The organism is Methanosarcina sp. (assembly GCF_028693135.1).
Lineage (GTDB): Archaea > Halobacteriota > Methanosarcinia > Methanosarcinales > Methanosarcinaceae > Methanosarcina.
Genome location: NZ_JAQUVZ010000063.1, coordinates 1 through 17,495 on the forward strand (window position 1 = coordinate 1; position 17,495 = coordinate 17,495).

Annotated in this window: 12 protein-coding genes and 3 pseudogenes; 6 read left to right on the forward strand and 9 right to left on the reverse strand. The window is 39.5% G+C overall.

The features are described 5' to 3' along the window. The first annotated feature begins 567 nt into the window (after positions 1–567). Together PHF18_RS16800 and PHF18_RS16805 are read left to right on the forward strand one after the other, a co-directional pair. Positions 568–1,662, forward strand: coding sequence for a CBS domain-containing protein (locus tag PHF18_RS16800; protein WP_300104752.1), 1,095 nt, complete (start codon positions 568–570; stop codon positions 1,660–1,662). Positions 1,663–2,471: 809 nt separating this feature from the next. Further along, complete coding sequence (locus PHF18_RS16805; RefSeq protein ID WP_300104754.1) at positions 2,472–4,016, forward strand: TraB/GumN family protein; 1,545 nt, start codon at positions 2,472–2,474, stop codon at positions 4,014–4,016. 112 nt (positions 4,017–4,128) lie between these two features. Here the strand turns inward: PHF18_RS16805 and PHF18_RS16810 are convergent, their stop codons facing one another. The 6 genes and pseudogenes from PHF18_RS16810 to PHF18_RS18135 all read right to left on the reverse strand — a co-directional run. After that, the gene (locus PHF18_RS16810; RefSeq protein ID WP_367279212.1) at positions 4,129–4,440 is read right to left on the reverse strand and encodes a DUF4405 domain-containing protein; all 312 of its coding nucleotides are present in this window, start codon (positions 4,438–4,440) and stop codon (positions 4,129–4,131) included. Positions 4,441–4,727: 287 nt separating this feature from the next. Then, positions 4,728–5,621: a formylmethanofuran--tetrahydromethanopterin N-formyltransferase gene (gene fhcD, locus PHF18_RS16815; RefSeq protein ID WP_300104756.1), complete on the reverse strand. Its 894-nt coding sequence runs from the start codon at positions 5,619–5,621 to the stop codon at positions 4,728–4,730. A gap of 568 nt (positions 5,622–6,189) precedes the next feature. Further along, a complete protein-coding gene (locus tag PHF18_RS16820) occupies positions 6,190–7,146 on the reverse strand; it encodes a protein-glutamate O-methyltransferase CheR (protein WP_300104757.1) in 957 nt (318 codons plus the stop codon). A 28-nt stretch (positions 7,147–7,174) separates the two neighbouring features. Next, positions 7,175–8,422, reverse strand: a pseudogene (gene iscB / locus PHF18_RS16825) (RNA-guided endonuclease IscB). Between the two features lie 483 nt (positions 8,423–8,905). Then, complete coding sequence (locus PHF18_RS18130; protein ID WP_367279213.1) at positions 8,906–10,048, reverse strand: chemotaxis protein CheA; 1,143 nt, start codon at positions 10,046–10,048, stop codon at positions 8,906–8,908. After that, a pseudogene (locus tag PHF18_RS18135) lies at positions 10,011–10,133 on the reverse strand (hypothetical protein); the annotation flags it as partial. The pseudogene PHF18_RS18135 and the gene PHF18_RS18130, both read right to left, overlap by 38 nt. Here PHF18_RS18135 and PHF18_RS18140 point away from each other — a divergent pair. After that, positions 10,122–10,229, forward strand: a complete 108-nt coding sequence (locus tag PHF18_RS18140; protein ID WP_367279214.1) for a hypothetical protein — start codon at positions 10,122–10,124, stop codon at positions 10,227–10,229. The pseudogene PHF18_RS18135 and the gene PHF18_RS18140 overlap by 12 nt on opposite strands. A gap of 305 nt (positions 10,230–10,534) precedes the next feature. Here PHF18_RS18140 and PHF18_RS18145 read toward each other — a convergent pair. The 3 genes and pseudogenes from PHF18_RS18145 to PHF18_RS16840 form a co-directional block, all read right to left on the reverse strand. Further along, a pseudogene (locus PHF18_RS18145) lies at positions 10,535–10,813 on the reverse strand (Hpt domain-containing protein); the annotation flags it as partial. Positions 10,814–11,020: 207 nt separating this feature from the next. Further along, a complete protein-coding gene (locus tag PHF18_RS16835) occupies positions 11,021–12,106 on the reverse strand; it encodes a chemotaxis response regulator protein-glutamate methylesterase (RefSeq protein WP_300104769.1) in 1,086 nt (361 codons plus the stop codon). Positions 12,107–12,414: 308 nt separating this feature from the next. Continuing rightward, positions 12,415–12,780 (reverse strand): response regulator, encoded by a 366-nt coding sequence (locus PHF18_RS16840; RefSeq protein WP_300104761.1) that lies wholly within the window; start codon positions 12,778–12,780, stop codon positions 12,415–12,417. Positions 12,781–13,788: 1,008 nt separating this feature from the next. On the opposite strand from PHF18_RS16840, the gene PHF18_RS16845 reads away from it, so the two are divergent. The 3 genes from PHF18_RS16845 (at position 13,789) to PHF18_RS16855 (ending at position 17,307) form a co-directional block, all read left to right on the forward strand. Then, positions 13,789–14,181: a response regulator gene (locus PHF18_RS16845; protein WP_300104763.1), complete on the forward strand. Its 393-nt coding sequence runs from the start codon at positions 13,789–13,791 to the stop codon at positions 14,179–14,181. A 329-nt stretch (positions 14,182–14,510) separates the two neighbouring features. Continuing rightward, positions 14,511–16,580 (forward strand): methyl-accepting chemotaxis protein, encoded by a 2,070-nt coding sequence (locus PHF18_RS16850; protein ID WP_300104765.1) that lies wholly within the window; start codon positions 14,511–14,513, stop codon positions 16,578–16,580. A gap of 154 nt (positions 16,581–16,734) precedes the next feature. Beyond that, positions 16,735–17,307 carry a chemotaxis protein CheW gene (locus PHF18_RS16855; protein WP_300104766.1) on the forward strand — a complete coding sequence of 191 codons (573 nt, stop codon included), beginning with the start codon at positions 16,735–16,737 and terminating at the stop codon, positions 17,305–17,307. The last annotated feature ends 188 nt before the right edge of the window (positions 17,308–17,495 follow it).

Consider the following 17,495-nt stretch of genomic DNA (forward strand, 5'->3'; position numbering starts at 1 on the left):
TCACATAGATTAAAGAAATCTGGGCAACAGAAAATTAACGATTTCTAAGTGCCAGAATAACCGGGCGTGCGGCCCATCAGCATACCCCATCCTTTAGGGTGGGGTGGCCGCACGCAATTTGATTTTTTCTTCATTTTTTCTTCATTTTATTCTTTATTTTATTCCTCTCTTTTTCTTATTTTTTGTTTTTTTGTCTTCTTATTTTCCTTTTTTCCTCCTACTAAATCCTTCAGATGACTATCATCAAGTTTGTTCTCATTCGTTGCCTATTTAAGGCATGCAAAAATAATTATACTATTTAAAATAATATAATGCATGCTTTTGTCTACATGACAGTCTCTGTCTTTAAGATCATGTTTAGCAGGTTAAAATCAATAAGCTAAAATTAAGAAAGTAAATAATTATTTTGAAACTCAGGTTTAAAAACCTGTAAAATGTTCATGCAATCTGCCGGCTTATTTCAGATATGCATATCATTGTGTCATAATGGCTTATCAGTTTGTTTCACATATATTTCATATATAGGTCATCAAGTGTATATATTAGATAAAGGGGGTATTTTATTTCATGAAAGCTGCATTGAAAATCGGAAGTGTACTGGGCATACCTATCAGACTGCACATCACTTTTCTTTTGATCCTTCCCATTTTTGCATATGTCTTTGCAATCAATCCATACCCTTATGGCTTTCAAGGAGTTGAGCCGGCTGCGACAAAATACGCGCTTTCAACCCTGACCGCAATCCTGCTTTTCGCATCGATCCTTTTGCATGAGCTTGCGCATTCATATCTGGCAATGCGCTATGGAGTCAAGATTGAGAGCATCACGCTCTTCCTTTTCGGAGGAGTTTCTTCAATGGAAGAGATGCCAAGGGATCCCGGACAGGAAGCAAAGATGGCTTTTGCAGGACCTCTAACAAGCCTGATTATAGGCGTTGTCTGTATTTTCATATATGGGAATATAATTGCGCCAAACACTGCGCTTTCTGAAAATCCCGTTTTTCTGACAATCTGGATTCTTGGAGCCATGAATATAGTGCTTGGAATTTTCAACCTGCTGCCCGCATTCCCAATGGACGGAGGTAGGGTACTCCGTGCTTTCTATGCCAGGAGAATGTCTTATGTTAAAGCTACGCAGAGTGCAGCTGCCGTAGGGAAATTTTTTGCTATCTTGATGGCGATTTTCGGAATTTTTGTCGGAAACCTCTGGTTTCCTTTGATTGCTCTCTTCATTTATGTTGGTGCATCTGAAGAGGAACGCTCCACCCAGGCATCCGTAACTCTTGAAAATGTTCTGGTAAAAGACATAATGACAAAAGATGTAGTTTCAGTGTCTTCTTCCATGAATGTTGAAGAGCTGGTTAATTTTATGTTTGAGAATAAGCATATGGGTTATCCTGTAATAGAGGGGGGCGATCTTAAAGGGATTGTGACTTTTACTGATATCCAGCGCGTCTCCATTCTTGATCGCCCGGTAACCCGGATCTCAGAGATTATGACCAGAGATGTCCTATCTGTTACTTCGAATGCACAGGCAAGTGATGTCCTTAAACTGGTTACATCTCAGAACATAGGAAGAGTTCTGGTAATTGATAATGGGTCTGTTGTAGGAGTACTTTCCAGAACCGACCTGGTCCGGACATTGAAGCTCAGATCAGAATGATGCACCAAAAGACTCTTTTGGAAACGTGCATCTGAAGAAAGGTGTGCATTTGAAAAAAGATTGCATACGTGCACACTGAAAATCTGTAAAATTAAATGAAACTAAACTTTTATGTAAAAATGTAAAAGTAGCAAAATTGTAGAAGTAGTAAAACATAAATTTCTGGCAGGCAATCACACGAGCTAATTGTTTGCTGGCGCTAATTTTTTACAGTTTTGTTCTATCATATTTATTATCTGGTTATTTTAAATGTATAGTTTTATATCTTTGAAGTATAGTTTAATATCTTAGATGTGTAGTTTAATATCTTTGAAGTATAGTTTGGTATCCGTCAATTATAATTTAGTTGTTTCACGGTAACAGTTGTTTCACGGTAACAGTTGTTTCACGGTATAACATAATTTATCTCATATTCAGATTCGTACAAACTGGCTGTGTATAGATTGACTAGGATTTATGGGTTGGTTATGCATAGATTGATTGTTTACAGATCAGTTTTTTATAGATCAGTTTTTTATAGATCAGTTATATAACATATGTAACTTATTTACTGTGTATGGCTTAATTATATTATATATTAAATTACCTGTGTGTTAAATGTTCACTTGATATCTTCGAATTCGCGGCAGTAAGTGTTTAAAATTTGGAAGTATAATGGATAAATGTATAATGGATAAATAACGTATTCTGACAATAGGCTTGAAAGTAGCGTAATTGTACTCTCAGCAGTACGTAGCAATACAATGAAATGCTTTGCTCTATACATTTTTATCCGTCACTTTTAATCTGCCGCAACAGAGATACTGATAATGGATAGGTCTAAGATTACAGATTCCCAGGACAAGGATCCTGAATACAATTTTCATAGTTCATCTCAGGAGTCAATATACTCTATGGACAAACTTATAACCGAATCCGCGGAAGATAATGTTTCTGTCGGAAAGTCTAAGCTTTCTGATTCTTCAATCAACAAGCCAGAGGAAACCCGGGCTTCTGTACTGCCATCTGTAGCAGAAGCCGGAGAGGTAGAAGTGAAACTCGACATAAGTTCCGAGTTTATTGTGGAACCTCTTCCTGATTCAGCTTCGGAAATTTCAGTTCCATCTTCTTTCCAGCCTCCGTCTTTGGATGGATACAATCCTGCTGCCGAATTTCAGCCTTCAAAGGTTGTGCTTATAGGTACGGCACATGTTTCGGAAAAGAGTGTGACTGAAGTTAGGGATACTATCAGAAAACTTAAACCTGATATTGTAGCCATCGAGCTCTGTCGGGCACGTTATGATTCTCTGAAAGGAAACATCCAGGAGACGAATCAGCTTCCAATAAAGGAAATTCTCACTGAAGGAAAGGTATACTTTTACCTTGTCAACTGGCTGCTCGCCTATGTGCAGAAAAAAATCGGTGAAGACATGGGTGTAAAACCCGGTTCTGAGATGATTTCCGCAATCGAGGAAGCAGAAGCATCAGGAGCCAGAGTAGCTTTAATTGACAGGGATATTCAGGTGACGCTCCAGCGTTTCTGGGGCCGAATGAAACTCCTGGAAAAAATAAAAATGCTTGGTTCTCTCATAGGTGGCCTGATAGGGGTAGGAAAAGGAGTCGATATCGATATCGATCAGATGACTCAAGAGGATGTTGTCACAGCCCTTGTCAGTGAGCTCAGAGAATTTGCCCCAACTGCGGCTGAAACTCTCATAGATGAGAGGGACGCATACCTTGCAGGGAGCATCCTGAAGGTGGCTGCAGGCGGAAATAAAACCATTGTTGCAGTGGTTGGAGCAGGGCATAAACCAGGAATAATTAACTACCTGAAAAACCCAAAGAGCATTCCAGCACTTAGCACTCTTATGGAGATTCCGAAGAAACGCATTGGAATCGGTAAAATTATCGGTTTTGGAATAGTTGGTCTCGCACTTCTGGTTTTTTTATTGCTCCTTGCATCGGGCACTCCCCTTAAACTCCTTCTTATAGCTTTTGGGTGGTGGTTCCTCATTAACGGGGCCCTGAGCGCAGCCGGCACACTCCTGGCGGGAGGACATCCATACTCTGTCCTTACAGCCTTTTCGGTTGCCTGGTTAACTTCTCTGAACCCTATGATGGCTGCAGGCTGGTTTGCAGGTCTGGTAGAAGCAAAACAGCGAAATCCTACCACTGACGACATTAAAGCCCTTGCAGGGATCGAAACTTTCAAAGAAATGTTCAAAAACAGGTTCATGCGCGTTCTTCTTGTGGCCAGCTTTGCCAATATCGGAAGTATGATAGGTACCTTCCTTGGGGCGTATGTAATGCTACAGGTTACAGGCCTCAACCCGCAGGATCTTCTCCATTCCGGGTTCAGTGCACTCGGACTCTGAAAAATAGTTCTCTGGTAGCTGGATAACGTCTTCGCTTTCCAGAGCTATTTCCAGAACTATTTTCTATTTTTCCTTTTTATTTAGCATGAAATTACTGTGATTTGAAAATATTTTACAACTCACGCTCTTCTTTCCTGAAGAAACTCTTCGTAGTGTATATAATCCACTTCCAATGGAGGATAAGGTGAATGACCACAAGAATTGACATCAGGATTCCAATTCTACTATGTATCCAAATCCAGGTAGCTTTTGTTAGCCCCATGTAGACTATGTATCTGCCTCTTTGAACTCCCGAAGGGATAAAAAAATACATGAAAAAACCTGTGCCTGCGATTCCAAAAAACAAGGTTGTCAGGACAAGGTCTATTAAATAATTGATTTTTTGTCTGTTCAGGTTTCCACTCTCACTTTTTTTTCTCTTAATCTGAAATGTAAATTTTTAAGAATTAGACTTTTTAAGAATTAGACTTTTTAAGAATTAGACCTCTTAAGAACGAAACTTTATGCGTTTCTTTGGCGCTGGTTTTCCTGAAAAGTAATTCGGTCTGGAAAATAAAAAGGTATGCGAGAAAGATGTGTGAATAAAAAAAACTGGGACAAAAATAACTGGGACAAAAATAACTGGGACAAAAATAACTGGAACAAAAATAACTGGAACAAAGAGAACTGGCGCAAAAAGAAATGGAATTGCTAAAAAGAGAATTTTTGAGCTCAGAAGAGCTCGTGAAGTTTGAACTGATACTTACCCAGTTTGCCGCCGTAGTTACCTGCAGAAATCTTCTTGATTCCAGGAACAGTTACCGCAGCTTTTATTCCGGCTTTCATGGCTGCTTTTATGCTCTCTTCATCAAGCCCGTTGATGACTATTTCATAAACAGCATTGACATCGGCAGGAATTTCTGTGCCTTCCACTTTGTCCTTTATGGAGGGGCAGAACTTTTCATTTGCGGTAGCTTTCAGGAATTTGTATTTGTTCGCTCCGGCCTTGGACCCGCTTGAAACAATGCCTCCAGGGAATGGAGTGATTGTGCCTTCAAGTTCCGTAATTGCATCAACAGCAACCTCGGCTGCAGTCAGGGCGCTCATCTGGGAGTCTCCGAAGATAAAGAAGTTCCCGCCCGCAATTCCGGCTACGGCTCCTATATTTTCTTCACTTATAAAGTCTCCTTCCATGATTGGGACTTTGTATACTTTGCGGCCTGCAATCTGGGCCTCGGACTCCATCCCGTCTCCGAAGAATTTGAGTTTAAAGCCAACATTAAATTGTTTCTCAGCATCAGGCAGTCCGTTAAAGACAGCAGTTGTAGGAGCTGTAAGTACGCACTGCCCTATCCTCTCAAGCAACTGTTCTTCGAGAGCTTCGTATTTGAAAGTACAGATCTGGATATAGACTCCAGGCCTTCCGTCAGGGGTCTCGCTGGGGCTTGCGAACCTTTCAATTCCCGCCTCTGCAGGGCACATTATAACTGATGTCCCGAAGCCGGTGGCTTCAGTGGCTGCTACCTGTGCCCAGCGCTTTGTGACTGCTGTTATGAGCACCCTTGAAATCTTGATCGGAAACGCTTCTGCATATGTATCTTCAATTTCTACTCCATTGAGTTCCATGAAAATCCCCTAGTTTACTTTTAGTTATTATTTAGTTATTAATTATTATGATATCCAGGCTTGACATCTGCGCTTGATATCTGCTACAAATTAGCATATTTTAGCATATTTCTTATCCAGCACAGTCCACACGAATTGTTATCTATGCTGGTTGTTCATGCTTTGTTGGATTGTTTATGCCGTACAGAAAAAGTCACATAATCGCAGTTTTACTTAATCGCAGCTTTACTTAATCGCAGCTTTACTTAATCTCAGGCATACACTTAAAGTTTTATGGTACTTTTATTTTCGATGGTTTAATTAATCGGTTTAATCGGTTTAATCGATTAGCTAATGAATGTCTATTATAATATTTATATCAAATATATAATTTTTCAAAGAAAAGAACTTAAAAAAAGTTGATTATTATGTTAGGGTGAATCAGGAAATATGTTATGCCATCTAAACTATAATAAATTATAAAAAATCTTTAAAAGATATTTGAGATATTTGAGGTCCTTGAGATATTTGAGATTTGAGATATTTGAGATTTGAGATATTTGAGGTCCTTGAGATTTCTTTAAAAATTCTAAGTTTCTTTTATATATAGGCGTTCTCTTGTATTGTAAGGCTTAAAACGATTTGAAGCTGTTCCCAGTAATGTTTCTGCTTTTCCTATCACAAAGAAACCTCCTCTGTTCAATGCCTGATGAAAATTAAGCTGTAACTGCTCTTGAATTTCTTTTTTAAAGTATATCATGACGTTTCGGCAGATGATGAGGTCAAAACGGCTTATACTGGATTCTGATATCATATCATGCCGTTTAAAACGTATCATACTTCTTAACTGATCAGAAATCTGATATGTCTCACCCTGCCTTACAAAATAGCTTTCTCTTATACTGGTGTCCACATTTTTAAGCACATTTTCACGGTAAATCCCTTTTCGGGCTTTTTCCAGGCTTACATTGTCAATATCAGTGCCTATAATGCTTATTCTATACCTGTCGAAGTCTCTCCCAAGAACTCTGTGCAGCAAAACGGCAAGAGAATAAGCCTCTTCTCCTGTTGCGCAGCCTGCACTCCAGATACGGATTGATTTTACAAGCGAATCTGATCTTGATTTTATCAGATAGGGGATGACTTCTTTTTCAATTACTCCAAAGGTTTCCGGGTTTCGGAAAAACTCACTGACGTTTATTGTAAGGGCTGCAATGAGATCCTCATATTCTACTGAGTTCTTTTTCAGCAGCTTGAGGTATTCTTCATAGCTATCTGAATTGGTAGCTCTTACCCGGACGTTAATTCTACGCCTGAAATGGGCTTCTTTATATTGCTCACAGTTAAAACCAGTACTTTCCGTAATCACTCTTTTTAACAGTTCAAACCCAGGGTCTTCCTCGAGATTTCTGCTCGCCTTTATTTTATCTTCATTAATCTGTATTCTCTCTTTGTTTATTTTTACTGTTTCTCTGCCTGTTTTTATCTCGTTTTTTCTTTCTTTTCTTCCTTCCTCACTTACGTTTATTCCACCTTTATTCTTCATAAACCCTCAGCAGGAAACCCCTGAGTCTTTAGCTCAGGGGATGATGCGTAAACTTCCCCGTCCTGCTCTGTTGAATTAGTGTTGTTGTCCTGGCCCTCAATCGTTCACAAATTTTCTTCACATTAACACTATCTGATATTTTGTTTCCAAACAGATCCGAAATAGCAAAGAATCCGGAAGACCTTTTGCCTTTGACAAACCCTATTCCCTTACTCGTTTTTATAAGATCGAATTTTCTCAGGTTGAACAGTTTTCCCGTAGGTATTTTCTTTTCGGATCTTTTTCCTGTCCTTTGCTGGTAATCTCCCTTGCTAACGTTTCTTTTTATAAAAACCGAATCTTCTGCATCTACTTTCTGGTCGTCCCTACAACAGATAGCAACAGCATCAAAGTAATGTGTTTTTATCAACTTCAATATCTGCTCTCTCCTGTACTTGGTTTCGTACCCGAAAGTCTCTGCAAAATTCCAGCCGGATTTCCGGATTTGGGATTTGAGAATCCCGATTTCAGTTGCATGTTTTGTTTTTGATTTTTTCCATGAAAGCTTGAATTCTCCATTGTGCAGGGCTTTGTGACAGGTTTCACAGAGCGTTATCAGGTTTTCCGGTGCATCTGTTCCCTGGTTTGATCTGAAAACGATATGATGGCAATGCAGCCGGTAATCCTTTGACTTTCCCCTGCAGTGCTGGCAGGTGTAGCCGTCCCGATCCAGAACGTAAGCTTTGACATTGTAGAACCCTTTAAGGTCCCCTTCCTGGTATCCTTTTCCGGAAACCTCCGGATTTGTTATTTTGTGAATATCAAAGGAAGCAAGTTCTACCTTCCATTCCGTTACAGGAAGCAGGGATTCCACAAACCTCTTTTCCCGGAAATGAGACTCAAGTTTGCTTCGGAGAGAAGGAGCCAATCTTCCTTCTTTTGTTGAATTTCCCCGGTTATCAAATCTTGAAGGTCTGTACCTTGTTTTTCGCCCTCTTCTGGTTCTCCGGTACATCTTCCGTTGTTCCATCTTTTTCGAAACGTTTTCTCTCAGCTAGATTTCGGACTGATACAACACTTTTCCGTTAGCAATGGCTGCACAGCCCACTACCTTAGAGCCGGTATCCATCCCTGCAGTTACAGGTTGAGTATAGCCACTGCTTCCGAAAAGTAACTTGATGGTGAATGGCGTATTTCTAACAACTTTTGCCTTGCCTGCTTGAAGTAGTTTTCTGGCTTTTGAAGGTTTACAGGGCATTAGTGGTTTTTTGTTTTGATTAATTACGAAAACTAACATATAGTTTTCCTCCGAAGAGTTATGCGTATCCGAATTATGGACTTCAACTTCGTGAAGTTGGAGTGTTACAGCGTAGCTGGAACCAGTCAATTCCGGAATCCGTCCTCCTCTCGATCTGATATGGAAAGGTTTAACGATGCAAGCACTGTCCCTACCTCTCAGGACTGTTTAACCGGCATCCTTAGAGCCTTAAACTGAGGCGACATTCAAGGGTAACTATTTCTTTCCTATCGTTTACCGATTTTCCATTGCTCCGAATCGGTGATCTGGTCAACTAGGGCTTGTTAGACAAGCCCCTGAGTCTTTAGCTCAGGGGTAATTGACTCACTTTCTTTTAACCTGTAATTTATTTGCTGAAGCTTATTCCTATCATTTGCTGAAAGATTATTATCATTATTATTCCCCTGGATTAAGATTTCAGATTATGGAGTTAACAATTTCAGATTATGGAGTTAACAATTTCAGATTATGGAGTTAACAATTTCAGATTATGGAGTTAACATCAAGAATTAAAATGACACTTCCGTCTCCCATAATTGTTGCTCCTGCAAATCCCCGGGTTTTTTCCAGCAACCTACTTTTGAAATTTTTTAAAATAACTTCCTGCTTTCCAAGAAGTGCATCTACAACAAGTCCTATATATCGTCCGGCGTTTTCTACTATAACAACAACCAGGTTTTCTTCTTTCTGGATATCAGGCAATTGAAACAACTTACGCAATCTCAGGAGAGGGAGCGCTTTTTCGTTCATCACAACAACCTCTTCCCCCCCGATGTGCCGGACTTCTTCTTTCCTGACTGAAATACTTTTTACTATGTTGGTGAAAGGTATTGCATATCTTTCCATTCCGACTTTTACAAGCATAGCCTGATAAAGAGCAATTGTTATGGGCAACCTCAGTTCAAACCTTGAACCAGATCCGGGTTTTGAGTCTACTTTTATGGATCCTCCCAGACGTTCAATCCGGTTCTTTACAACATCCATTCCAACCCCCCTACCTGAAAGATCGGTTATCATGCTGGAAGTACTGAGTCCCGGTGCAAAAATCAGTTGTATTGCTTCTCTTTCCGAAAGTTTTTCAGCTTCTTCTCTTGAAATGAGTCCTTTTTCCAATGCAGCTTTCCGGATTTCTTCTGTGTTTATTCCTCTTCCATCATCTTCTATTTTGATAAGAACATAATTTTGCTGTCTTGAAGCCGTAATCATTATAGTGCCGTTTTCATCTTTCCCGAGCTCCACACGTTTCTCGGGAATTTCTATTCCATGGTCCGCGGCGTTTCTTAACAGGTGCACCAGAGGGTCTACGATTTCTTCCATAATAGCTCGATCGAGCTTGATTTCTTTTCCCCTTATTATAAAGTTAATTTTTTTATTTTGTGCCTTTGCAAGGTCCCTTATCATTCTAGGAAAAATATTGGTTATATGATCCAGAGGAACCATTCTGATCTCTAATACTTCTTCCTGGAGCTCCCTGGTTAGTTTCTGGAAATCAGAAAGTACAAGCTCCAGATCCTTTGATGTCGCTTCTCCTGTAAGCTCTTTTACCCTGCTTCTGTTGATTACGAGCTCACCAACAAGATTCATCAGTTTATCTAACTGTTCCGTGCTGATCCTTGAACCCTGTATCTTTGAATCCTGTTTCCTTGAATCCTGTATCTTTGAATCCTGTGTCTTTGAATCCTGTATCTTTGAATCCTGTATCTTTAAATCCTGTATCTTTGAATCCTGTATCTTTGAATCCTGTATCTTTGAATCCTGTATCTTTGAATTTTGCACATTTTTTACTTTGAAATCCGGCCCAGAGTAAGCAAAGCTTTTCTTTTCTTTTAGTTCCTCATTTATACTTTCAAGTTTCTTTTCTTCTTCTCTTTTTTCTTTTTCCTCTACTTTTTTCTCTACTTTTTCCTCTACTTTTTTGTCTGCAGAAAAGGAATCTGATTCATTTTTTTGAGAGATAACTTCTTCTGGGGGATTATTTATAGTCCTGAGAGTTTTCAGAACTTCTCCAGCATCAGGATAAGACTTATTGCCTTCAAGTCTATCGTTTTTTCTCTCTATGGTTTTACTTTCCACACCCTTGCAGACATTTTCAACAAGCCCCTCCAGAGAGTCCAGACATTCGAAGAGGATATCAATTAAAGAAGAATCAAGGGTTAACCTTCCCGTACGGAACCTATCAATCAGGCTTTCCATCTCATGTGTTAGTTCGACAATTTGCTTGAATCCCATGGTCGCAGCCATGCCTTTGAAAGTATGGGCTGCACGGAACATTACATTCATCTGCTCCATATTTTCAGGGTTCTGTTCGAGCGCCAGCAGGGAATCACTTATTTCTTTAATGTTTTTTTCAGCTTCCGACCTGAAAATGCCTATATATTTTGACATATCCATGATTTTTCCCTGCCTTTTATAGTCCTGAGAGGTACCTGGATTTCCGAATTTTTTTAAAAATTTTTTCTTATCTCTTTACTCTCTCTTTATCTTTTTTCCTTTTTATTTTGTTTTTTGCCTTATTTCTACTTTTTATTTTTCCGGCTAATTTATTTTTCCGGCTAATCTTGCGGTAAATAAAAGATATTCAATCTTTAACTTCATACTTCATTCTACGATTCTGATAATTTCTTCAGCCATCCTGTCCAGAGGGAGCACGAAGTCTGCCAGGTTTCGCCTTACAATCTCTCCGGGCATTCCGTATACCACACATGAACTCCGGGCTTCTGCGATTATTTTGCCCCCCATTTTTTTAATCTCTTCAGCTCCATCTGCTCCATCGCAGTTCATTCCTGTGAGGACAATGGAAATAACTCTGGGGCCGTAAACCGGTGCAACTGATCGGAAAAGGACATTTACTGAAGGTCTGGATCCCAGTTCTTTAGGGCTGCAAGATAAATGTACTACTTCTTCTTCATGGTTGTTTACTTTATTTCGTACAATTTCCATATGATAATTACCCGGGGCTATAAGCACAGTTCCTTCTTCTACTATATCCCCTTCCTGTGCCTCTTTTACCCTGAGGGCTGACTTTTCATCAAGCCTTTTAGAAAGAGATGCTGTAAAACCCGGAGGCATGTGCTGTACTATAAGAACTGCAGCTGGAATCTCAGCGGGAAGTGAGCCTATAAGTTTTTCCAGGGCCCTTGGACCTCCTGTGGACGCGCCTATCGCCAGTACATTTCTTACAGGGGCTGGATTCTCACGAAGCCCTTTCTCTTTCTTCTCCTCTTTCTTCTCCTCTTTCTCCGGATTCTCGGGTTCTAAATCTCGCATGCACTCCAGGTTTTTAAGGTTAGCTTTTGAAGCTGTCCTGATTTTCCTGCAAATTTCCTCTGCCATCTCAGGCATGCTCTGACTGAGAATACCTGAGGGCTTTTCGATTACATCCACTGCCCCATACTCAAAAGCTGTAAGGGTAATTTCTTCAGCTCTTTCCCCCAGAGCTGACACTATAACTACAGGAGTCGGATATTCTTTCATGATAAGGGCAAGAGTCTTAAGACCGTCAAGAACGGGCATTATATTGTCCAGAAGTACTACATCGGGCCTAAGTTTCTTGACTTTTTCAAGACCGTCCTTTCCGTTGACTGCTGTTCCGATAACCCTGATCTTCGGGTCTTCGTTGAGAATATCGGAAAGAACCTTGCGAATTAAAGCAGAATCATCTACTATGAGTGCGCGGATAGTCATCTCAAGCACTTTTTTGTTGAATCGTTTTATTTAAAATTCGTTTTTATTTAACTCAAGTATTTCGATTCAGTCTTTCTTGATCCAGAACTCATTTATGTAATCCAGAAACTAACTGTTTAATGAAGTAATTGAATCCTTAATCTTGAAATAAGATATTTAATCTAAAATCCGGAAATTTATTCAGAATCTTAAAATCCTTAATCTTGAAATAAGATATTTAATCTAAAATCCGGAAATTTAATTAAGAATCTTAATCTAAAATTCAGATATTTAATCCAGAATCTGACGCTTTATTTAAGGCTCTTCAGTTAATTTGGCTCAGCAATTTTTTTGATTACATCCAGCATACCATTGGACTCAAAAGGTTTTACTATGAAACCCATGGCACCTATTTTTATCGATTCCGTTATCAGAGCCTGCTGCCCAAGAGAAGAGCACATTACAATTTTTGCATCAGGGTCCATTAAAAGAAGTTTTTTCAATGCCTCTTTTCCATCCATATTTGGCATTATTATGTCCATTAGCACGAGGTCAGGTTTTACCTCCAGGTAGGTCTGAATTGCTTCTTCCCCATCACCGACCTCAGCAACCACTTCGTGTCCGTGCTTTAAAAGAATGTCTCTGATTACCATTCGCATAAATTCGGCATCGTCCACGATCATTACTCTTGCCATCTATTTACCTTCTTTTATTTTTATTAAGTAAGTGATAATATCTTTGTGACAATGTCTTATGTGACGGTATTTGTTCTACTATATATTTGGAACTAACCTTTTGGAAGTGCTCTGCAGTTATCTTACCTTACAATTTCATCTTTTGAAAATCAGAGTATACGTTATGTTAACATAAGTTTTGTTGCTAATGTAAGTCTTTCGTGTTAATGTGAAAAAATACATGAGAGTCCTGCTATATTAAACTTATTTAATTATCTTTAGTAATTTATGTAGCTTTAAACCTGTCTCAATTGTGGAATGTTTGCATGTTAACACAATGTTTTTAAAGGTTTGTTAAGTTTTAAAAACCCTATTTAAATTGTCAGGGTTTGCTACTGCACAGAATAACTTTGAACGCTTTGAAGGCACTTGTTTTCATACTCTACGTAGAATCAACTTTTCCTGGAAACATATCCAAATAAAAAATGGATATTTTTATTATCTGTTTATATATTCATACAGTGGTATATATCTTGATAAATAACTTTATATTCTACAGGAATTCATATTATCTTCATTAAGTCGGGGAATTTACTGCTATCTGCTATATCGTTATGTAAAGGATCAACACTGGGGACTGAATGTCTTCTTTTTGTCATTGACCTCCACTCTATTTGGTGTTATAATTTAGTTGTAAGTGTTTAATTACCAGCATGCAAATTCCAACCGATTTGTCTTCAAATCTTAATAATTATGTCAAGAGATGTGAAATCTAAAGAAAATTTGCTTGCGATAGAAAATTTATAAGGGTATTTACTAGGATTTTTACTAAGATGAGTAATAATAGGATTTTTACTAAGATGAGTAATGATAAAATATTCCATGTAATTAAGCCGTTTATTTGTTTCCTACAGTAAAATATTTCCACAAAAATAACCCCCTATAAGAACAATATCTCAGTAAAAACAGCACCTTTATAAGAAGAATCTCATTCAGAGAATTCTTCCGGCAAGCACAGGAGCTGATCAAATGCCTGAAATCCTGATCGTTGAGGATAACCTGCTTAACCTCGTTGTTGAAGCTGACTTTCTGAAATCCTGCGGATATGATCCGAAGAAGGCAAAAAATGGTTTTGAAGCGCTGGAAGTTCTCAACAAGATCAAAGTCGATCTCGTACTGATGGATATGGAACTTCCAAAAATGCATGGCCTTGAACTACTTCACCGGATAAAATGTAACCCTGATACGCGAAGCACAAAAGTGGTTGCCGTTACAGGACATTGTGATCCCGAAAGTAAACAGGAATTCCTTAAAGCCGGATGTCATGCTGTCCTTTCCAAACCCATAAATTTTGATATTTTTGGATCCCAGGTGAAAGAGTTTCTTACAGTGGCGAGTTCTTCACTGCATTTTTCTGAGTAATATCTCCAGAAGGAGTATTCTTGATGAATGCCGAAACTCTGGTTTTCCCATTATTTGGGGTTCTTATTATTTAAGAATCAGAAAATTTATGAATTCTTAATAATCTATATTGAGTACTAGTTGGGAAATCTGGATAAAGACCTTTACAGGCGTTATATATTTCTGTCCTTTTCAACAGGCACTGACTATGGGTTGTAGTTCGGCTGCAGAATAGAAAGGGCACAAAGACGAAGAAGCGAAAGGGCACAAAGACGAAGAAGTGAAAGGGCACAAAGACGAAGAAGTGAAAGGGCACAAAGACGAAGAAGCTGGAAGCACGGGTGAAAAATATGTACAAAAGCACAAAGATAGGGCATGTGGTGATAGGATTTGCCCTTCTCCTCGTTTTGATCTTTTTTGTGGGTTATACAAGTTATCAAGGAATGAACGAAGTCGGGGAGAAGAGTCGTGCTATCCAGAATATGACTTTTATCATGAATAACATGCAGGGCGCTCTGCAAGCAGAAGAAAGGTACATTATTCACGGCGAACCCTCTGATAAAGAAGAAGTTTATTATTATCTTAGCTTTGTGCCCACGCAGGCAGCGATATCCAAAGAAATATACATAGGCTATCTTGATCCTGTGAACCGCGACCGGATGGATTTCGTTCTTGCAGCTTCAAGCGAGTTCGAGGACGCTTTTAACCGATATGTTGAAGCAGATGACGAACAGGCAGATGTAAGAGCTAATCTGACTGTAGATAGCGAAATTCTAATAACAAACGCAGATGAGCTTTCTAGAAACCAGATGGTCCAGTACAGGGAGGAGTTCGAGGCTGGCTATTCAAATGAAACTCTCGAGAAAAAATTCTCCAATGCCGAGAGCGCTCAGAAGATCATTGTATTGACAATGAAAGCCAGAAATGAGTATCGAAATTATGCTATGAGCTCTGATCAGGAATATGTAGATAATTTCGATACTTTGATGGAAGATCTCATTGAACTTTCTACAGATTTAAACGGGCGAATGCAAAGGTCGGAAAATATTGCCGCAGGAAAGGAAATACTTACAAGTGCGGAAAATATCCAGGCCGGTTTCGAGCAGTTTAAGGCTCTGGAAGAAAGAAAAGCGATTGAAGAGACAAATATGACAAATATAGCTGCGCAGGTAGGAGAAGTAGCTACAGCTGCCCGTGCTGACCAGAAAGAAAAATTGGATACGCTGATCTCGAACTCTATAAATCAGATCTTTCTGGTAACTTTTCTTTCAATGCTTATTGGTGCTTTACTTGTTTTTGTGATTTTGAACATCTACAAAAGGCCTATCTACGAACTGCTTGAAGCTGCTGATAAGATCTCTGAAGGAGACCTTGATGTTGATATTAAAGGGTCTTCGAGAGGCGAGATCTTCCAACTTTCAGAAGCTTTTAAAGCAATGGTTGAACACCTGCGCAGCTTGATTAAAGAAATTCAGGGAGGTTCACTGCACCTTTCCACACTTTCGGAAGAAATGTCTGCATCTTCCGAAGAAGTGGCATCTGCATCAAGGAGAATTTCAGAAACTGCAGCTGAAATCTCTGACGGAGCGGAGATGCAGAGCACAAAAATTGTTGATATAACTCACGCAATGCAGGATATGACTCACAATATTCAGGAAATTGCGGATAACACCCAGAAAGTTTCTAAAAGTACAAACTTGGTGAATGATACTGTTCATAGTATCGGAAACGTTTCCAGAGATGTCCTGTTTAAGATGAATCTTATCAGTTCTTCTGTTGATGAAACTGAAGTTGCTATAAAGGAACTAGACTCAAAGTCTCAGCAGATCGATGAGATCGTAACTCTGATAACCAAAATTGCAGACCAGACCAATATGCTTGCACTGAATGCCGCAATTGAAGCCGCACGGGCAGGCGAACACGGTAGAGGATTCTCTGTTGTAGCCGATGAAGTCCGTAAACTTGCCGAAGAATCCGGAAGTGCAGCCAAAAATATTTCCAGGCTGATTGATGAGATCAGGGGGAGTATCGGTGATACAGTAGAGAGCATAGAAGCAAGTAAAAAGAACGTGAAGAACAGCTCAGTATCGGTTAGTGCAGAGGTTGAGATGGTTACCGGGATCGTCTCCACAATCAATGAAATCACAAATATGATAGAGGACGTTGCAGCCGCTACAGAAGAACAGTCTGCATCCATAGAAGAAATTACCTCCACACTGGAAGATATATCCTCTATATCGGAGCAGTCCGCTGCAGGAACCCAGGAAACTGCCGCAGCTCTTGAAGAACAGAGTGCCTCAATGTCTGAGCTTGCCAGCATGGCTAACGATCTCTCTTTACTTGGGGACAAGATGAAAAAAGCCACTGAAAAGTTCAGGCTTGGCAATTCAAAAGGAGAGCTCGAAAATATTGCTGACTAAATACGGTTGGCTAAATATGGTTGGCTAAATACGGTTGGCTAAATACGGTTGGCTAAATATGGTTGGCTAAATACGGTTGGCTAAATACGGTTGGCTAAATACGGTTGGCTAAATATGGCGGGTTAAAATCCATAAATTGTCCTGAGGGATTAAAATGTTTGAGGAAACAGCAATAAAGAAAGATTCTGCACTTCAAGAAGAATCGCTTCAGTTAGTGGTTTTTGAACTGTCGGGTGAAGAATTCGGAGTCGATATAATGCAGGTCTCCGAGATAATCCCGGTTTCAAAAATCACTCGCGTTCCTCAGGCTCCGGAATGCATAAAGGGACTAATTAACCTGCGCGGAAAAATTATCGTAGTAATAGATCTCAACAGGCGCCTTGGTTTCAGCTCCAAAGAAAGGGATAGCCTGTCAAGAATTATTATAGTGGAAGTCAGGGATATAATAATAGGAATGCTTGTAAACTCCGTGAGTGGGGTGTTGAAACTACCTATTTCTTCTGTTGAACCGACTCCAGATATGATTAAATCGAAAATTAATGCAGAATATCTTACCGGAGTCGGGAAAAAAGGGAACAGGCTTCTTATCCTCTTGAACCTTGCAAGGGTACTCGGAGAAGAGGAAATTGACGAACTCAGCCAGCTTTCTTCTTCCGCCTCATCCTCTTCATCCTCTTCATCCTCTTCATCCCCTTTTTCTGAGCAGCTTCCTGAGGAGAATATTTAAATGTTATAATTAAGATCTGACTGATGAAAACTTTCTATTGTCGATAATTTATTGTTATAATTGTATCCCCTTCAAATTGAGTGGAAAGCTCTGTTTTTCAACTCAACGAGCTTTTTTCTCTGATGATTTGAGCCAGAGGTGGCATCTCAAATTTATTGCTCACTCTATCCCATATGTACTGATATGCA